This is a genomic window from Agromyces selenitireducens, from assembly GCF_052748465.2.
Genome location: NZ_CM188259.1, coordinates 274,010 through 290,881, shown reverse-complemented (window position 1 = coordinate 290,881; position 16,872 = coordinate 274,010). Strand labels below are relative to the sequence as shown.

Sequence of the window (16,872 nt, the reverse complement as noted above, 5' to 3'; positions counted from 1 at the left end):
ACCCTCGAGGGGCCTGCGCGGACTGAGCGCCCCGGCAACCGGGGCTAGGCGGGGTCCACGCCGGCCTCGCCGGGAAGCGCATCGGCGTCGGCCCCATCCGCCTGCCCGAATCCCAGCCCGTCGAGGATGACGCGGAGCCCGTGCGCGAAGGCGAGGTCGTGCGGGGGCGCCGGCCCGGCGGACAGGGCTTCTGCGACCGCGCGCAGGTGGGGAAGGTCCACGTCGCGGAGCTCGCCGGCGAGATCGGCGGCCGCCTGCCCGATCTCCGCAGGGGCGGAGACGCGCTGCTGCTTCTCGTGGAGGACGAAGCCGGAGACGTAGCTGTCGAGCACCGAGACGGCGAGCACGGCATCTCCCGGCGACAGGCCCGCGCCGAGCAGGATCCCGAGCACCGCGTCGTGGCGGCGGATGCGGCGGGGCCCGACGTGGTCTCCGGACTCGATGAGCCCGAGGACCCAGCTGTGCCGCGAGAGGGCCCGCCGCATGGACCAGTAGTGCCGTTCGAGCTCGGCGCGGCGGTCGCCGTCCGCGCCCGGGAGGTCGATCTCCGCGAACACCGCGTCGACGATCCCATCGACGATGGCGACCTTGTTCGGCAGGTGGTAGTAGAGCGCCATCGCCTCGACGCCGAGCCGGTCGGCGACCTTGCGCATGCTCACCGCGGCCACCCCGCCGTGGTCCGCAACTGCGACGGCCGCGTCGATGATGCGTTCGGGAGTGAGCGGCGGTCGATCGGAGGGGTGAGACGGCACGGCGGCCTCCATCGGGACTGGACGAGTGACTTTACAAGTGTAAGGTGGGATCGACACCTTACGGCGTAAAGGAGATGGCGATGGGGAATCTGCGCGGATCGGCGACACGGGATCGGATGCGTCGTCTCCGACGATCGGGCACGGGCTCCCGGAGCAGCGCGACCACGATCGCGGGCGTGCTGCTGCTCGTGACCTTCGCCGCCGGCCTCCTGAGCGTGGTCCCGGTGCTGGAGGAGGCCGACTACCTGGGATCGCTTCCGGGCCGCGAAGTCGAGGTCGTCGTGGGCGCGCTGTTCCAGGTCCTGATGGCCGCGGCGTATGCCGCCTTCGCGTTGGTGCTGCATCCGACCCTTCGTCGGGCAGGCGCGACGATGAGCCTCGGGTTCGTGACCTTCCGCCTGATCGCGGTCGGGTTCCACCTCCTCGCGGTCGCCATGCTGCCGCTGTTCCTCGACCTCGCAGCGGCGTACGACCAGGGCGCTTCGACGAGCGCGCCATCGGCCCACGAGGCGGTCGCCGAGGCCCTTCGCCGGGGGCGGGACCTGGTGAACCATTTCGTGATCATCGTGGCGATGGGGTTCGGCGATCTGCTGTTCTTCGCCCTGCTCCGGCGCCGGCGTCTCGTCCCGGCCTGGTTGTCGGTGTGGGGCCTCGCAGCCGTCGCCCTTGCGATCCTCGGCAGTCTCCTGCTGCTCGCGCGGGTCGTCGACGTGGTGAGCGTCGCCTACCTCGCGCTCACCGGACCGCTCGCCGTGCAGGGACTGGTGCTCGCGGTCTGGCTGATCGTCCGCGGGTTCGACACGCGCCTGCTCCCGGTGCTCGACCCGGGACGCGCACAGCCCCCGGCCGCGTGAGGCGACCGGGAGCCGACGCGGTCAGCTCGACAGGCCCGCGGCGATCTCGGTGGCGAGGGCCACGGCGCGCGCCTCGTCGGGAGCCCTGACCTCGATCCAGTCGGGGCCGATCACGAGGTCGACGGCGCAGACGGAGTATGCGGGGTCGCACCGGACGATCGCGCGATCGCCGCTCGCCACGGTGACGGGCGCGACCGCCGACGCCGGCACGATCGCCCCGGCGGCCTCGATGCGGTCGAACGCCCACCGGCCGCCTCGCACCCACGCGGCGCTCGCCGCGGCCTCGTCCGAGTCGGCCGGGAACCAGTGGCAGCCGAGGTCCCCGGCGATGGCCATCGCCTCGGCCCATTCGCTCCAGCCGCCGGCGATGGATGTCGCGGTGAGTCCCGTCACCCCGGTGGCGGTCTCGACGGCAGCGGTCGGCACGAGCGCCTCGCAGTCCGTGGGCAGCCCGGTGTCGACGGTGGCAGCCGCCGCGGGTGGGCTCGCCGAGTCGACGGCGGCGGCCGCGGCGTCGGCGACCTGCTCGGCCGCGACCGGGTCGATGGCCCGCCCGCTTCCCCCTGCCCCGAAGACCGCGATCCACGCGCCGGAGGTCGTGCGCGTCATGCTGCACGTCTCCGGATCGCATGATCCTCCGGCGACGGGAATGCCGGCGTCCGTCGCCTGCGTCGACCATCCCGCCGCCTGCGGCGGCACGACGGTGACGAGCACGCCGACGTACGCGGGATTCGTGCCGTACTGGCTGTTGAACGGCTCGCCGTTCGCCCACTCGCACGCGAGACCGCCGACGCTGAGGATCGAGGTCATGCGCGGCACGGCGATGCCCGCGCCGGCGGCGGTCACCAGCGGATCGGTCGGCGCGACCGGCACGCTGAACATCGGGACGATCGAGTTCGGCGATACGAGCTCATCGCAGTCGAGGTCGTAGCGCGAGGGCGGCTGGACCGATCCGGCCGCGGGCTCGGGCGTCGGCGTGCTCGACGCGGTCGTCGGCGGTGCGGTGCCCGCGGAGGGAGGGGCGGAGGGCGTCGCGCAGGCGCTGAGCGCGAGTGCGGCGATGGCGAGGACGGCGGCGAAGGCCGCCGTTCGCGGGCGTCGGGTCGTGGCGCGAGCGTGTCGACGCGGCCGCTCGCCGTGAAGCGTGTCCATGGGGCGAAGCGTAGGGGTCGGCCGCGATCCCGTCCTCAGTGGTGCCCCCGATACGCGGTTCGACCCTACGAGGACCGGCGGACGAGGAGGACGGCTGCGGACTCGGCGGGCAAGGCGAGCGTGCCGTCGGCCGGGATCCGGTCGGCGAGCGCCGGACCCGTCGTGAGCAGCACGTCTGCCGGGTCGTCGAGCTCCACCTGCCAGGGCGTGAGTCCGAGGTTCGCGAGCACGACGACGCGATCGGGCGCGTCGGGTGCGCCGCGTTCCATCCGGAACCGCTTCGTCGTGTCATCCGCCCACGCCGTCGTGTGAGCGAACGCCGGATCGGTGAGCTCGGGTCGCGAGCGCCGCAACGCGATCAGTCGGCGGTGCAGGTCGAGCAGCCGCGCGTGTGCGCCATCCGTCGCCGTCGCCTCCGACCAGTCGAGCTTCGACCGCCGGAAGGTCTCCGGGTCCTGCGGGTCGGGCACGACCGATTCGTCCCAGCCCATGCGCGCGAACTCGGTGATGCGGCCTTCGGCGGTCGCGCGGCCGAGCTCGGGTTCCGGATGCGACGTGAAGAACTGCCACGGTGTCGACGCGCCCCACTCCTCGCCCATGAACAGCATGGGCGTGAACGGGGTGGTGAGGTTCAGCACCGCCGCGACCGCGAGCCGCGGCTCGGAGAGGGTCTGCGAGATGCGGTCGCCCGCGGCGCGGTTGCCGACCTGGTCGTGATCCTGGGTGAACGTCACGAGGCGCCACGTGGGCACGGCCGGGTCGATCGGAACCCCGTGGTCGCGACCGCGGAACGAGGAGTACGTGCCGTCGTGGAAGAAGCCGCGCGTCGTCGTCTTCACGAGTGCGTCGAGCGACGCGAAGTCCGCGTAGTACCCGTCGGTCTCGCCCGTGAGGGCGACGTGCATCGCGTGGTGGTGGTCGTCGCTCCACTGCGCGGTGAGGCCGTAGCCGCCGGCCTCGCGCGGCGTGATGAGCCTGGGATCGTTGAGGTCGGACTCGGCGATGAGCGTCAGCGGCCGTCCGAGCTCGGACGCGAGCACGTCGGCGTTCTCGGCGAGTTCCTGCAGGATGTGGCGCTCCGAGCCGTCGCGGAGCGCGTGCACGGCGTCGAGCCGAAGCCCGTCGACGTGGAGGTCGCGCAGCCACGTCATCGCGTTGTCGACGATGAACCGGCGCACCTCGGGCTCGTCGAGGTTCACCGAGTCGCCCCACGTGTTCCGTTCGGTCGTGCGCAGGTAGGGCCCGAACCGGGGCAGGTAGTTGCCGGACGGTCCCAGGTGGTTGTACACGACGTCCTGGATCACCGCGAGTCCGCGTGCGTGGCATGCGTCGACGAACCGCTGGTAGGCGGCGGGCCCGCCGTACGGCTCGTGCACGGCGTACCAGAGCACGCCGTCGTAGCCCCAGTTGCGGGTGCCGTTGAACGCGTTGACCGGCAGCAGCTCGACGAAGTCGACGCCGAGGTCGACGAGGTGCTCGAGCCGCTCGATCGCGGAGTCCAGGGTGCCCTCGGGCGTGAAGGTGCCGACGTGCAGCTCGGAGATCACGCCGCCGGCGAGCGCACGGCCCGGCCACGCGGCATCCGCCCACTCGTGCGCCCCGAGGTCGAACGCCGCGCTGAGTTCGTGAACGCCGCGAGGCTGCCGCCGCGACCGCGGGTCGGGCAGGGCGCGCTCGTCGTCGTCGAGCACGAAGCCGTACTCGTCGCCGGGGGCGAGGTCGACGTCGGCGCGCCACCGCCCGGCGGCGTCGCGTTCCATCGGCAGGTCGTCGTGTCCGGGCCGGCGCAGCGCGACGCGCTGCGGGATCGGCGCCCACAGCTCCACGGTCATCGGGTCTCCTCCGGGTCGGGTGCGAGCAGCGCCACCGGGTAGGTCGCGAGCAGCTCGGCGAGGCGGATGGCGCCGCCGTCGAAGCGGCGGCCGGTGAGCACGTCCTGCAGGGGCATCCGCTTCACCAGCACCACGGTGTCGCCCCACGCGTCGGGACCGACGGATGCCGCGGGGCCGGCGCCCGCGCGCTCGGCGAGGCCGACCGGCAGCCGGGTCGCGACCGTCACCGCACCGCCGCGGTCGAACGCGATCGCGTGCCGCGCGGCCGCTCCGGCGACCTCGAGCGGCGTGTACCGGGTGAAGAGGCCCGGCCGGTCGCGGCGCAGGCGCAGCGCCCGCGAGGTGACGAGCAGCTTCGCCGCCGCGGACTCGTCGACGGACGGCAGATCGCCGCGCTCGAACCCGGCGTCGACCTCGCGCAGCATGCGCCGCCGGAGGTCGAAGTCGACGGGCCGCCGGTTGTCGGGGTCGACGAGGCTCGTCTCCCACAGCTCACCGCCCTGGTACACGTCGGGCACGCCCGGCATCGTCAGCTGCAGCAGCTTGGCCGACAGCGAGTTCGACCAGCCGGCGGGCGCGAGCCACGCGACGAACGCGTCGAGGCGCTCGCGCACCGCCGGCACGTCGTAGGCCCGGTCGATCACCTCGTGCATGCGCCGCTCGAACGCCTCGTCGGGTGCGGTCCAGTGCGTCGAGACGGATGCCTCGCGCGAAGCCTTCTCGGCGTAGGCGTGCGCCCGCTCGCGTTCGAGCGGCCACGCGCCGATGATCGCCTGCCACAGCAGCACGTCGAACGGGCCGTCGCCCGTCGACCCGGCGGTCGCACGAAGGCCGTCGAGCTCGATCGACCACCGCTCGGGTACCTCGGCGAGCACGTCGATGCGGGCGCGCACGTCCTCGCCGCGCTTGGTGTCGTGCGTCGACAGGGTCGTCATCGAGTGCGGCCACGCCGAGTGCCGGCGCATCTGGCGGGCGTGGAACGCGTCGACGTCGATCGCGAACTCCGACGGGTCGCCGCCGACCTCGGTGAGCGAGCCGAGCCGCGTGCACCGGTAGAACGCGGTGTCCTCCACTCCCTTGGCCATGACCATGCCGCTGGTCTGCTGGAAGCGGATCGCGACAGGATGCGCCGGGTCGGCGAGCACGGGCAGCAGGGCGTCGACGGATGCCGCGAGGTCGGGTCGGTGCTCGCGCGCGAGCCGGGCGGCCGCGTCGAGGTGCTTGCGTCCGCCGGGGAGGTAGGAGCGGTACACAGGGAAGCACGCGAGGAGCTCGGCGAGCGCGTCCGCGGCGTCCGCGGGTCGAGGTTCGGGCAGCATCCGCTCGAGCCGCAGCACCTCGCTTCGGAGGATGCCGTCGGCGATGCCGCGCTTCGTGCCGTGGATGAGCTCGTGCCAGTCGGTCGGGCCGTCGATGCCGGTCTCGGCGCGCAGGCGCGCGTCGAGCGCGTCGAGCGCGGCCTCGCCCGCCGGGTCGACGAGGACCCGGTCGATGTCGGCGAGCGCGTCGTACCCGGTCGTGCCGTCGGTGCGCCAGTGCGGCGGCAGCGGCTCATCGCCCTCGAGGATCTTCTCGACGAGCACGTACGCGCCGCCCGTGGCCTCCGCGAGGCGGTCGAGGTAGTCGCCGGGCGCGGCGAGCCCGTCGGGGTGGTCGACCCGGATGCCGTCGGCGAGGCCGTCTCGTACCCAGCGGACGATCTCGGCGTGCGTGGCCCGGAACACCTCGGTCCGCTCGACGCGCACGCCGGCGAGCTCGTTCACGGCGAAGAACCGCCGGTAGTTCAGCTCGGCGTCGGCGCGCTGCCAGTTCACGAGCTCGTAGTGCTGGCGGTCGTGCACGGTGAGCGCGTCGGCGCCGTCGTCGACCGAACCGGGTGCGAGCGGGAACCGGTGCTCGAAGTACCGCAGCTCGCCGTGCTCGACACGCAGGTCGCCGTCCGCCGCGGCCTCCTCGACGGTGCCGCCCAGCACGGGCAGGCGCAGCCGGCCGCCCGTGAGCGCCCAGTCGACGTCGAACGCGTCGGCGTGCGGCGACTCGCGCCCGAGCTGCAGCAGGCTCCACCACCACGGGTTCTGCGCGGCATCCGCCACGCCCACGTGGTTCGGCACGATGTCGACCAGGATGCCGCGGCCACGTCGGTGCGCGGCATCCGCCACCGCCTCGAGGCCCGGCTCGCCGCCGCGCGCATCGTCGACCCGGTCGTGCCCGACGACGTCGTACCCGTGGTCGGATCCGGCGCGCGAGGGCAGGATCGGCGACAGGTACACCCAGTCGGCGCCGAGGCGGTCGAGGTGGTCGACGACGGATGCCGCCTCGTGCAGGTCGAACGACGGCCGCACCTGCAGCCGGTACGTCGAGCGCGGTTCGCGCCGACGATGCGGGGCGCCGAACGGCTCGCGCATCACTCGCGGGCCTCGCTCTTGGGCGCCTGCGACTCCTCCTTGTTGCCGGCCACCATCGCCGACAGGGATGCCGCCACGGAGTGGTCGACCTCCTCGGGGGTCGGGTCGTGCTGGCACAGCACGACGAGCGACCGCTGCTCGAGCGGGATCATCCCGCCCGGCTGGATGGGCTCGCTGTCGGCGCGCCTGCCGGCGGTGTCGATGAGCACCTCCCACTCGGGCGACGCCTCGTGGATCGGGATCGTGAACTCGACCGGCTCGTCGTGCGCGTTGAACAGCACGATGAAGTGCCGGTCGACGATCCGCTCGCCCCGGCGGTCGCGTTCGCGGATGCCCTCGCCGTTCAGGAACACGCCGATCGCCTTGCCGAATCCGGCGTCCCAGTCCTCGGGTTCCATGGTCGAGCCGTCGGGGCGCAGCCACACGATGTCGGGCACCGGGTCGCCCTCGCCGCGGCGCACGGGGCGGCCGTCGAAGAACCGGCTGCGACGGAACGTGGGGTGCTCGGCACGCAGCCTCGCCACCGCCGCCGTGAACTCGACGAGTGGTTGGTCGGCATGCTCCCAGTCGATCCAGCTGAGCTCGTTGTCCTGCGCGTACACGTTGTTGTTGCCCTGCTGGGTGCGGCCGAGCTCGTCGCCGTGCGAGAGCATCGGCACGCCCTGCGACAGCAGCAGCGTGGCGATGAAGTTGCGTTGCTGCCTCCCACGGAGGGTCAGGATCTCGGGGTCGTCGGTCGGTCCCTCGACGCCGAGGTTGAAGGAGCGGTTGTGCGATTCGCCGTCGTTGTTGTCCTCGCCGTTGGCGTCGTTGTGCTTCCGGTTGTACGAGACGAGGTCGCGCAGGGTGAACCCGTCGTGCGCGGTGACGAAGTTGATGGATGCCACCGGGCGGCGCCCCGAGTGCTCGTACAGGTCGGCCGAGCCGGTGAACCGCGACGCGAACTCGCCGAGCGTCGCGGGCTCGCCGCGCCAGAAGTCGCGGACGGTGTCGCGGTACTTGCCGTTCCACTCCGTCCACTGCGGCGGGAAGTTGCCCACCTGGTAGCCGCCGGGGCCGACGTCCCACGGCTCGGCGATGAGCTTGACCTGCGACACCACCGGGTCCTGCTGCACGAGCTCGAAGAACGTCGACAGCTTGTCGACCTCGTAGAACTCGCGCGCGAGGGTCGAGGCGAGGTCGAACCGGAACCCGTCGACGTGCATCTCGAGCACCCAGTAGCGCAGCGAATCCATGATGAGCTGCAGCGAGTGCGGGTGACCGACGTTGAGCGAGTTGCCGGTGCCCGTGTAGTCCATGTAGTACTGCGGTTCGTCGTCGACGAGGCGATAGTAGGCGGCGTTGTCGATGCCGCGCATCGAGAGCGTCGGCCCGAGGTGGTTGCCCTCGGCGGTGTGGTTGTAGACGACGTCGAGGATCACCTCGATGCCCGCGGTGTGCAGGGCCTTCACCATCGCCTTGAACTCCTGCACCTGCTCGCCGCGCTGCCCGGTCGAGGCATAGGCGTTGTGCGGGGCGAAGAAGGCGATGGTGTTGTAGCCCCAGTAGTTCGACAGGCCCTTCTCCTGCAGGGTGCCGTCGTTGACGAACTGGTGCACCGGCATGAGCTCGATGGCGGTCACGCCGAGCCTGACCAAGTGGTCGATGACGGCCGGATGGCCGATGCCCGCGTAGGTGCCGCGGATCTCGTCGGGCACGCCGGGCAGCGTCTGGGTGAGGCCCTTCACGTGCGCCTCGTAGATGAGCGTCGCCGCGTACGGGGTCCGCGGGTGGCGGTCGCCCGTCCAGTCGAAGAACGGGTTGGTGACCACGCCGAGCATCATGCTCTTGGCGGAGTCGGCGTCGTTACGCGACTCCGGCTTGCCGAACTGGTACCCGAACAGGGACTGGCTCCACTTCAGCTCGCCGTCGACCGCCTTGGCGTACGGGTCGAGCAGGAGCTTGCGCGGGTTGCACCGCTGCCCGCGCTTCGGGTCGTTCGGGCCGTGCACGCGATAGCCGTACCGCTGGCCGGGCTGCACCTGCGGCAGGTACGCGTGCCAGATGTAGGCGTCGACGTCGATGAGCTCCACCCGGGTCTCGCGTCGCCGGTTGTCGAACAGGCACAGCTCGACCTTCTCGGCGACCTCGCTGAACAGGGCGAAGTTCGTGCCGTTGCCGTCGAACGTCGCCCCGAGCGGGTAGGTGGAACCGGGCCAGGTGTGCATGCATCCCCCAACGGTCAGCCTCAGGACATCGTAGGGCGCGGACGCGGAAGCGGGAGCGCGCGGCCCCGTCGACCGGGGCCGCGCGCTCGCTCGTCGTGGTTACTCGTCGTCGGGCGTGCAGGCGTCCTTCACGTTCGCGGCGGCCTCCTGCAGCGCGACCTGGCGCTCCGAGAGCTCCTCCGGGTCCTGCTCGGACGGGTCCTCGGGCAGGTCGCCGGCGTACTCGCCCGACGCCTCGACCTCGGCGGCGAACTCCTCGACGGCGGCGGCGAACTCCGAGTCCTCGGCGTCGGCTGCGAACGCCTCGACACGCTCGCCTGCCTCGGTCAGGTAGGCCTCGACCTCGTCGCGGTTCTCGGCCGACGCCGAGGCGAGCGTGTTCTGGATGCCGTTCGAGATGTCGCGGATGCCGGAGGCAACCGTTTCGCAGACCGATTCGGCGGCGGCGCCGGCATTGTCGCCGTCCTGCGCGGTGCAGCCGGTGAGCGCCAACGCGCCGGCGAAGAACAGCGCCGCGGGCATGGTGAAACGTCGCATGTGTGCAACTCCCCTTTGTCTTGTGAACAGAGGGAGTCTACGCCGCCGGACCGACACGGAACCGCCGGTGGGCGTGGGGTTCCTGCCATTCCGTCCGCCGCCTGTACCGGGTGCTCAGCCGAACTCGGCGCGCAGCAGCCGCACCGACCCGGCCACGCCCTTGAGCTCGGCGGGTCCGATGTCCCGGAACGTGATCCCCTGCTCGTGCGACGCGTCGGCGACAGCCTCGCTGACGAGCACCTCCCCGGGCCGGGCGTAGTCGGCGATCCGCGCGCTGAGGTTCACGGTCTGGCCGAAGTAGTCGCCCTGCTGCGAGAGCACCGGTCCGGCGTGGAGTCCGACATGCGCGGGCGGCAGCCCGGCGCCGGCCATCTCCCCGACCATCTCGAGCGCCGCGCGCACGCCCGGTCCGGGATCGCGGAAGTAGAACATCACCCCGTCGCCCAGCCACTTGATGGGCCTGCCCCCGTGGGGCACGGACCCGCGCTGCACCAAGCGGGCAAGCGTCGTCGCGAGGTCGGCGGCCGCGTCGTCGCCCCGTTCCTGGGTCAGCCGGGTGTAGCCCGTGACGTCGAGGAAGCAGATCGCCGGTGGTCGCTCGAGTCGGCTGTGGATCCCCGCGTCCGCCATCATCATCTCGAAGGCCTCGATGAAGTTCGCGGTCCACGCCCGCGCCTGCTGCGCGTGGTACAGCCCGAGGACGGCCTGTTCCGCGAGCGGCGTGCTCCGATCGGCGAACTCGGCCGCGGCCACGTCGTCCGGATCCCCGCCCGCCGCGATGGCCGGCTCCATCACCTGGGCGTTCCACCACGTGCCCTCCGCCTCGGCGATCCGGCGGGTGCTGTCGCCGTACGCCCGAAGGAGCTGCTCGATCCCGTTCTGCCGGAAGCCCGCGTCCACCTGCAGCGCGAGGAACGGCACCACGGCCATCTCGTCCTTCCGCAGCCGGTCGTCGGGCGACGGCTCGGGTGACCCGATGGCCTCGCGGATGGCGGTCAGCAGTTCGAGCGGGACGCCGGTGCGGGCGCTGACCTGACGGAACGTCTCGTCGGCGAGGGTGGCGAAGCGCTCGTACGCGGCGGCATCCAGGAAGTCGAACGAGAGGGCGCCCGCCCGGAGCGCCGCCAGCACGTCGTCGAGGGAGATCTCCGCCTCCTCGAGCGACTTCGCCATGAGGATCCGGCGCACGTCGCCCGCCGAGAACCGGCCCGGCTCGGCGGGGGCGACGATGCCGAGTTCCACCAGGCGATCGACGTACTGCGGCTCCACTCCGGAGCGCGCGGCCGCGTCCTCGCGTGAGCACCACGTCACGAGTCCAGCGTAACGGTGCGCCGCCCGACGTCCGCCTACTCGTCGGGCGTGCAGGCCTCCTCGATCTCCGCCACCGCGTCCTGCAGTTCCTCTCGGCGTTCGGCCAGTTCGTCCTCGTTCGCCGCACCCGGGTCGGACAGGCCGGCGGTGTACTCCGCCGAATCCCGCACCTCTTCGGCGAAGTCCTCGACGGCGTCGGCGAGTTCCTGGCTCTCGACGCCCGCGAGGAGCTCGTCGCCGGTCTGCCCCGAGCAGCCGGTCAGTGCGAGCGCTCCCGCGAAGGTGATCGCGGCGGTCTTGGTGAATCGTCGCATGCGTGCCGCTCCCCTGGTGTCATGTGGTCACCCGGAGCCCAGGCCTCGCCCACGAGGGATCTTGGGTCGAACGGGCCGTGCCGCCGGCGGAGACGACGAAGGCCGCCCTGCGGGGCGGCCTGTCATCGAGCGGAGACGGCGGGATTTGAACCCGCGGTCCCCTTACGGGGACTCCACCTTAGCAGGGTGGTGCACTCGACCGGACTATGCGACGTCTCCTCGCGGACACCCGAAGGCGAACGCGACTGCCATCATAACCGGCATCCGTTCGAAAGACGATTCGGCGCGAGCGGATGCCGCGGGCCCGCGACTACTGGTCGTCGAGGGTACGGCCGGCCGAGCAACGCGTCTCGGCGGCGCTCTGCCCGGTCACGTCGGACGGCAGGGCCTGCTCGGTCGGCGCCGGGGTCGCCGTGCCGTCGGTGGCCTCGCCGTCGGCCGGGGTCTCGGCGGGGGCCTCGGCCGCGGCATCCGTCGGCTCGCCAGTGGTGACCGGCGCGTTCGGGTCGCCAACCGAGGCGTACGAGTTGTCGACGAGCGCCGTCGGGTCGAGCACGATGGGGATGTCCTGCTGGAGGGCTTCGTTGACGAGCTCGGCCGAGTCGGTCGGCACCAGCGACGCGGAGTCGAGGTAGCCCGTCGGGTACGCCACGAAGTTGATCTTGGCGAGCTCGATGTCCTTCGCCGCCTTCGCGATCGACACCATCTTCGCGGGGTCGGTGAGCGTCGACGAGAGCTGCATGTTGCTCAGCGCCGCCTTCGCGATGGAGTACAGCTTCACCGGATCGGTGAGCGTGCCGCTCGACTGCAGTTCGCGAGCGAGCGCCGACATGAAGACCTGCTGGTTCGAGATGCGGCCGAGGTCGGAGCCGTCGCCCACGCCGTAGCGGGTGCGGAGGAACTGGAGCGCCTCGAGGCCCGCGAGCTCGTGCGTGCCGGCCTCGAGGTACAGGTCGGTGTGCACGTCCTCGATGGGCTCGGCCACGCACACCTCGACGCCGCCGACGGCCTCCGAGATCGCGGCGGCGCCCATGAACTGGACGATGCCCGCGAACGGGATCGTGACGCCCGTGAGCTCCTCGACCGTCTTCACGACGCACGGCATGCCGCCGTAGTCGAGGACCGAGTTGATCTTCACGCCGTACTGCTCCCACAGCTCCTCGCCCGTGTCGGGGTCGGTGCAGCCGGTGGGCACGTCGACGAGCATGTCGCGCGGGAAGCTCACGACCGAGGCGTGCGTGTGGTCCTCCGAGATGTGGAGGAGCAGGTTCACGTCGTTGAGCACGCTCGTCTCGAGGTCGGGGTCGCCGAAGCCGTCGCCCTGGCCCTCGCGGCTGTCGCTGCCGATGATGAGCATGTTGACGCCGCCCTCGATCGCGCCCACGTCGGGCACGCCGTCGAGCGCCGACTCGTTGCCGAGCGAGATGCTGGGCTTGGCGGTGCCGGCGAGGTCGAACGCGGCGTATGCGGCCACCGCGGTTCCCGAGGCGAGCACGACCGCGAGCACCGACGCAGTGGCCCTCGCGAGGGTCGACCAGACGCCGTGGCGACGCAGGCGGCCGTGACGGGCGATCGCCGGGGTGTCGTCGGTTCGACGTGTCGCGCGGGGCTGGCGGCTCACTCCGGGGAGCTCCTCTCGGCTCGTCGAGGTTCGGGATGACAGGTGGTCTGCTGCGCGGAGGGCGTGGGATTCGAACCCACGAGGCATTGCTGCCCACCGGTTTTCAAGACCGGCTCCATCGGCCGCTCGGACAGCCCTCCTCGTCGCGCCTCGGCGCCCGCTGGGCGGGTCCGGGTGGCGGACAGGCCCCGATTCTAGCCGACACGCTCTCGGGCAAGGCTCCCATACAGCGCCTGTGCGAGCGCTGAACCGGATGCCGCGGCGGGTCGCCCGACCCCCGGTCAGCCGGGATTCGCGGTCGCGCAGCGCTCCTCGGCGGCGGTCAGCCCGGTCACGTCGGGCGGCAGCTGCTCCTCGGCCGGGATCGTGGCGGGCACGGTCGGCACGGGCGTGGACGCCGGGTCGGAGGCCGGTGCCTGCGGCGGCTCCGTCGCCTCATCCGGCCTCACCGTGCCGTAGGACGCGTCGCTCGTGGCATCCGGGTCGAAGACCACGGGCTCGTCCTGTTGCAGTGCACGGTTCACGACATCGGCCGAGGCGGTCGGCTCGACCGCGGACGAGTCCCACGTGTACGCCGTCGGGTACTGGATGAAGGCGATCTTGTCGAGGTCGACGTCCTGCAGGGTGCGCGCGATGGTGATGAGCCGCGTCGGGTCCTGCAGCGAGGTCGACAGCGTCATGTTCTGCAACACCGCCTTCGCGATGCCGTAGAGCTTCACGGGGTCGCCCAGCGTGCCGCTCGACTGCAGCGTGCGAGCGAGCGAAGCGAGGAACGCCTGCTGCGACGCGATGCGCCCGAGGTCGCTCCCGTCGCCGACGGCGTGCCTCGTGCGGAGGAACGCGAGCGCCGTGTAGCCGGAGATCGAGTGCGTGCCGGCGTCGAGCTTGAGCCCCGAACGCGGATCGTCGACCGGGTCGACGAGGCACACCTCGACGCCGCCGACGGCCTCGGACAGCGCGGCGACGCCCTTGAACTGCACGATGCCGCCGACCGGGATGGCGATGCCCGTCAGCTCCTCGATCGTGCGGGCCACGCAGTTCAGGCCGCCCCACGACAGCACCTGGTTGAGCTTCACGCCGTAGCCGGCCGGGAGCGTGCTCGACGCGTCCTCGGGGTCGGGGCACTCGGGCACGTCGACGAGCATGTCGCGAGGGAAGCTCACCACCTCGACGTGCGAGTGGTCCTGCGAGATGTGCAGCAGCATGGTGACGTCGTTGAGCTCGGCCGAGTCGATCTCGGGGTCGCCGAACGATCCGTCCGCGGGGCGCTTGTCGCTGCCGACGAGGAGGAAGTTGAGGCCGCCCTCCATCGCGCCGATGTCGGGCACGTCGGCGAGGATCTCCTCGCTCTCGAACACGACGCCCGGTTGCACCTCGCGGACGAGGTTGCCCACCGCGTAGGCGCCGACCGCGGTCGCGCTCACCGCGACGACGGCGACGGTCGCCCCGACCACCTTCGCGACGGTCCTCGCCGTCGACCGCCTGGTGAGCCGGCCGTGGCGCGCGGGCGGGATGTTCGCCTCGGTGAGCACCGGGACGTCGGCGCGCCGTTCGGCCGGAGGAGGCGGCAGCGGGAGCTCGGGGCCGTCGGACTCGTCGGGCGCGTCGGACTCGGCGTGGCCGGCCGTCTCCGGCACCGCATCCTCACGATCCGCGTCGTCGCGCGGACCCGAACCCGGATCGCCCATTCGCGTGTCTCCCCCGGGATCGATCCTACTCGCGAGGCACGCGCCGGGGCGTCAGGGCAGGGAATGGAGCACCGCGGCGAGTCCGGCCTCCTCGATGGTGCCGGTGCGCTCGCCCGCGGCCGCGGCGACCTCGGGCGGCGCCTGCCCCATGGCGACCGCGCGACCCGCGGCCTTCGCCCAGTGGAACATCTCGATGTCGTTCCGGCCGTCGCCGACGGCGATCACCCGGCGCAGCGGCACGCCCATCCAGCCGCGGACGCGCTCGAGTGCGGTGGCCTTGTTCACGCCGTCCGGGGCGATGTCGAGCCAGGCGGTCCAGCCGATCGCGTAGCTCACGTGGTGCAGGCCCATGCGCTCGACGATCGCGAAGAACTCGTCGAGGTCGTGATCGACGGACGTCGCCACGACGCGGATCGCGGGCTGGCCGAGCAGGTCGTCGAACTCGACCTGGCGCGCGCGATCGAGGTTCCAGTCGGTCATGCCCTCGGTGAACAGGCGGTACCCGTCGGCGAGCTCGACGAGGAAGCGGCCGCTCGGCAGTTCGTCGCGGATCTGCTGCAGCACCGGCGTGGCGTCGAACGTCTCGACGTGCGCCTGCACCCATCCGTCGGGCGACGCGGGGTCGCGCCGCATCGTCATCGCGCCGTTCGCGCACACGACGTACTCGGGGTCGAGCTCGAGGTGCTCGAGCACGGGCCTCGTGGTCGACCACGACCGCCCGGTGGCCAGCGTGACGAGGTGGCCGCGCCCGACGGCGGATGCCACGGCGTCGGCCACCGCCGGGTCGATGGTCTCGTCCTCGTGCATGACCGTGCCGTCGACGTCGAGCGCGACGAACCAGCGGTCGGCGCCGGGCACGGCGTCGAGCCTCGAGACGGCACGGGGAGCGGCGTCGCCCGCGCTCCGCGGCATCCGCTCGCTCATCGCTCGACGGGGCGGAGGACCTCGAGACCGCCGAGGTAGCCGCGGAGACCCTCGGGCACGACGACCGAGCCGTCCTCCTGCTGGTGCGTCTCGAGGATGGCGACGATCCAGCGTGTGGTCGCGAGCGTGCCGTTCAGAGTCGCGACCGGCGCCGTCTTGCCGCCGTCGGTGCGGTAGCGGATGTCGAGGCGACGCGCCTGGAACGTGGTGCAGTTCGACGTGGACGTGAGCTCGCGATACGCCTGCTGCGTGGGCACCCACGCCTCGACGTCGAACTTGCGGGCCGCGCTGGAGCCGAGGTCGCCCGCCGCGACGTCGATCACGCGATAGGCGAGGCCGAGCGCCTGCAGCATCTCCTCCTGCCAGGCGAGCAGTCGCTCGTGCTCGATCTCGGCGTCGGCCGGGTCGATGTACGAGAACATCTCGAGCTTGTCGAACTGGTGCACGCGGATGATGCCGCGTGTGTCCTTGCCGTGGCTGCCGGCTTCGCGCCGATAGCAGGTCGACCAGCCGGCGTAGCGGATGGGGCCGCCGGAGACGTCGAGGATCTCGTCGGCGTGGTATCCGGCGAGCGCGACCTCGCTCGTGCCCGTGAGGTAGAGGTCGTCGGCCGGCAGGTGGTACACCTCCTCGGCGTGCGCGCCGAGGAAGCCCGTGCCCTGCATGACCTCGGGGCGCACGAGCGTGGGCGTGATCAGCGGAGTGAAGCCGTTCGCGATCGCCTTGTCGAGGCCCATGTTCATCAGGGCGAGCTGCAGGCGGGCGCCGACGCCCTTGAGGAAGTGGAAGCGGGCTCCCGACACCTTCGCGCCGCGCGGCATGTCGATCGCGTCGAGCAGCTCGCCGAGCTCGAGGTGGTCGCGCGGCTCGAAGCCGAACGCGGGGATCTCGCCGACCTCGCGGAGGACGTCGAAGTCCTCCTCGCCGCCCGCGGGCACGCCCTCGATCACGACGTTGCCGAGGCGCTGCACGGCGGCGGTGAACGCCTCCTCGGCGGCCGTGGCGTCGGCGCCGGCCCGCTTCACCTTCGCGGCGAGCTCCTGCGCCTGCGCGACGAGCGCGGCCTTCTCCTCCTTGGGCGCCTTCGCGACCTGCCTGCCGAACGCGTTCTGCTCGGCGCGGAGGGCCTCGTACGACGCGATCGCGGCGCGGCGCGCGGCATCCGCCGCCACGGCCTCGTCGACGAAGGCGGTGGACTCGCCACGCGCCTCCTGCGAGCGCTTGACCAGGTCGGGGCTCTCGCGGAGCAGCACGGGGTCGATCACCCGTGCAAGT

The 16,872-nt window shown here is 72.0% G+C and carries 13 protein-coding genes and 2 tRNA genes; 1 reads left to right on the top strand and 14 read right to left on the bottom strand.

The annotated features are described in order from the left end of the window. Positions 1 to 44: 44 nt before the first annotated feature. The gene (locus tag ACULK4_RS01390) at positions 45 to 752 is read right to left on the bottom strand and encodes a TetR/AcrR family transcriptional regulator (RefSeq protein ID WP_445966838.1); all 708 of its coding nucleotides are present in this window, start codon (positions 750 to 752) and stop codon (positions 45 to 47) included. An 80-nt stretch (positions 753 to 832) separates the two neighbouring features. Between ACULK4_RS01390 and ACULK4_RS01385 the strand changes: the two genes are divergently transcribed. Beyond that, on the top strand, positions 833 to 1,606 hold the full coding sequence (locus ACULK4_RS01385) for a DUF4386 domain-containing protein (protein ID WP_445966837.1): 774 nt from the start codon (positions 833 to 835) through the stop codon (positions 1,604 to 1,606). Between the two features lie 21 nt (positions 1,607 to 1,627). On the opposite strand, the gene ACULK4_RS01380 is transcribed toward ACULK4_RS01385, so the two are convergent. From ACULK4_RS01380 to serS, 13 genes are all read right to left on the bottom strand, one after another. After that, positions 1,628 to 2,758, bottom strand: coding sequence for a hypothetical protein (locus ACULK4_RS01380; RefSeq protein ID WP_445966836.1), 1,131 nt, complete (start codon positions 2,756 to 2,758; stop codon positions 1,628 to 1,630). Positions 2,759 to 2,823: 65 nt separating this feature from the next. Continuing rightward, complete coding sequence (treZ, locus tag ACULK4_RS01375; protein ID WP_445966835.1) at positions 2,824 to 4,590, bottom strand: malto-oligosyltrehalose trehalohydrolase; 1,767 nt, start codon at positions 4,588 to 4,590, stop codon at positions 2,824 to 2,826. Continuing rightward, a complete protein-coding gene (gene treY, locus ACULK4_RS01370; protein ID WP_445966834.1) occupies positions 4,587 to 6,995 on the bottom strand; it encodes a malto-oligosyltrehalose synthase in 2,409 nt (802 codons plus the stop codon). Before treY ends, treZ begins: the two co-directional genes overlap by 4 nt. After that, on the bottom strand, positions 6,995 to 9,202 hold the full coding sequence (gene glgX / locus ACULK4_RS01365; RefSeq protein ID WP_445966833.1) for a glycogen debranching protein GlgX: 2,208 nt from the start codon (positions 9,200 to 9,202) through the stop codon (positions 6,995 to 6,997). Before glgX ends, treY begins: the two co-directional genes overlap by 1 nt. 99 nt (positions 9,203 to 9,301) lie before the next feature. After that, positions 9,302 to 9,739: a prolipoprotein diacylglyceryl transferase gene (locus ACULK4_RS01360; RefSeq protein ID WP_445964130.1), complete on the bottom strand. Its 438-nt coding sequence runs from the start codon at positions 9,737 to 9,739 to the stop codon at positions 9,302 to 9,304. Positions 9,740 to 9,853: 114 nt separating this feature from the next. Then, on the bottom strand, positions 9,854 to 11,050 hold the full coding sequence (locus ACULK4_RS01355; RefSeq protein WP_445964129.1) for an adenylate/guanylate cyclase domain-containing protein: 1,197 nt from the start codon (positions 11,048 to 11,050) through the stop codon (positions 9,854 to 9,856). Between the two features lie 35 nt (positions 11,051 to 11,085). After that, a complete protein-coding gene (locus tag ACULK4_RS01350; RefSeq protein ID WP_445964128.1) occupies positions 11,086 to 11,364 on the bottom strand; it encodes a hypothetical protein in 279 nt (92 codons plus the stop codon). Positions 11,365 to 11,494: 130 nt separating this feature from the next. Then, positions 11,495 to 11,583 (bottom strand) — tRNA-Ser (locus tag ACULK4_RS01345). 91 nt (positions 11,584 to 11,674) lie between these two features. Then, a complete protein-coding gene (locus ACULK4_RS01340) occupies positions 11,675 to 12,985 on the bottom strand; it encodes an LCP family protein (RefSeq protein ID WP_445964127.1) in 1,311 nt (436 codons plus the stop codon). Between the two features lie 55 nt (positions 12,986 to 13,040). Beyond that, positions 13,041 to 13,125: transfer RNA gene (locus ACULK4_RS01335), tRNA-Ser, on the bottom strand. A gap of 141 nt (positions 13,126 to 13,266) precedes the next feature. Beyond that, positions 13,267 to 14,622 carry an LCP family protein gene (locus ACULK4_RS01330; protein ID WP_445964126.1) on the bottom strand — a complete coding sequence of 452 codons (1,356 nt, stop codon included), beginning with the start codon at positions 14,620 to 14,622 and terminating at the stop codon, positions 13,267 to 13,269. Positions 14,623 to 14,724: 102 nt separating this feature from the next. Next, positions 14,725 to 15,597 (bottom strand): HAD hydrolase family protein, encoded by an 873-nt coding sequence (locus ACULK4_RS01325; RefSeq protein ID WP_501043348.1) that lies wholly within the window; start codon positions 15,595 to 15,597, stop codon positions 14,725 to 14,727. Continuing rightward, positions 15,594 to 16,862: a serine--tRNA ligase gene (gene serS, locus ACULK4_RS01320; RefSeq protein ID WP_445964124.1), complete on the bottom strand. Its 1,269-nt coding sequence runs from the start codon at positions 16,860 to 16,862 to the stop codon at positions 15,594 to 15,596. Before serS ends, ACULK4_RS01325 begins: the two co-directional genes overlap by 4 nt. Between the last annotated feature and the right edge of the window lie 10 nt (positions 16,863 to 16,872).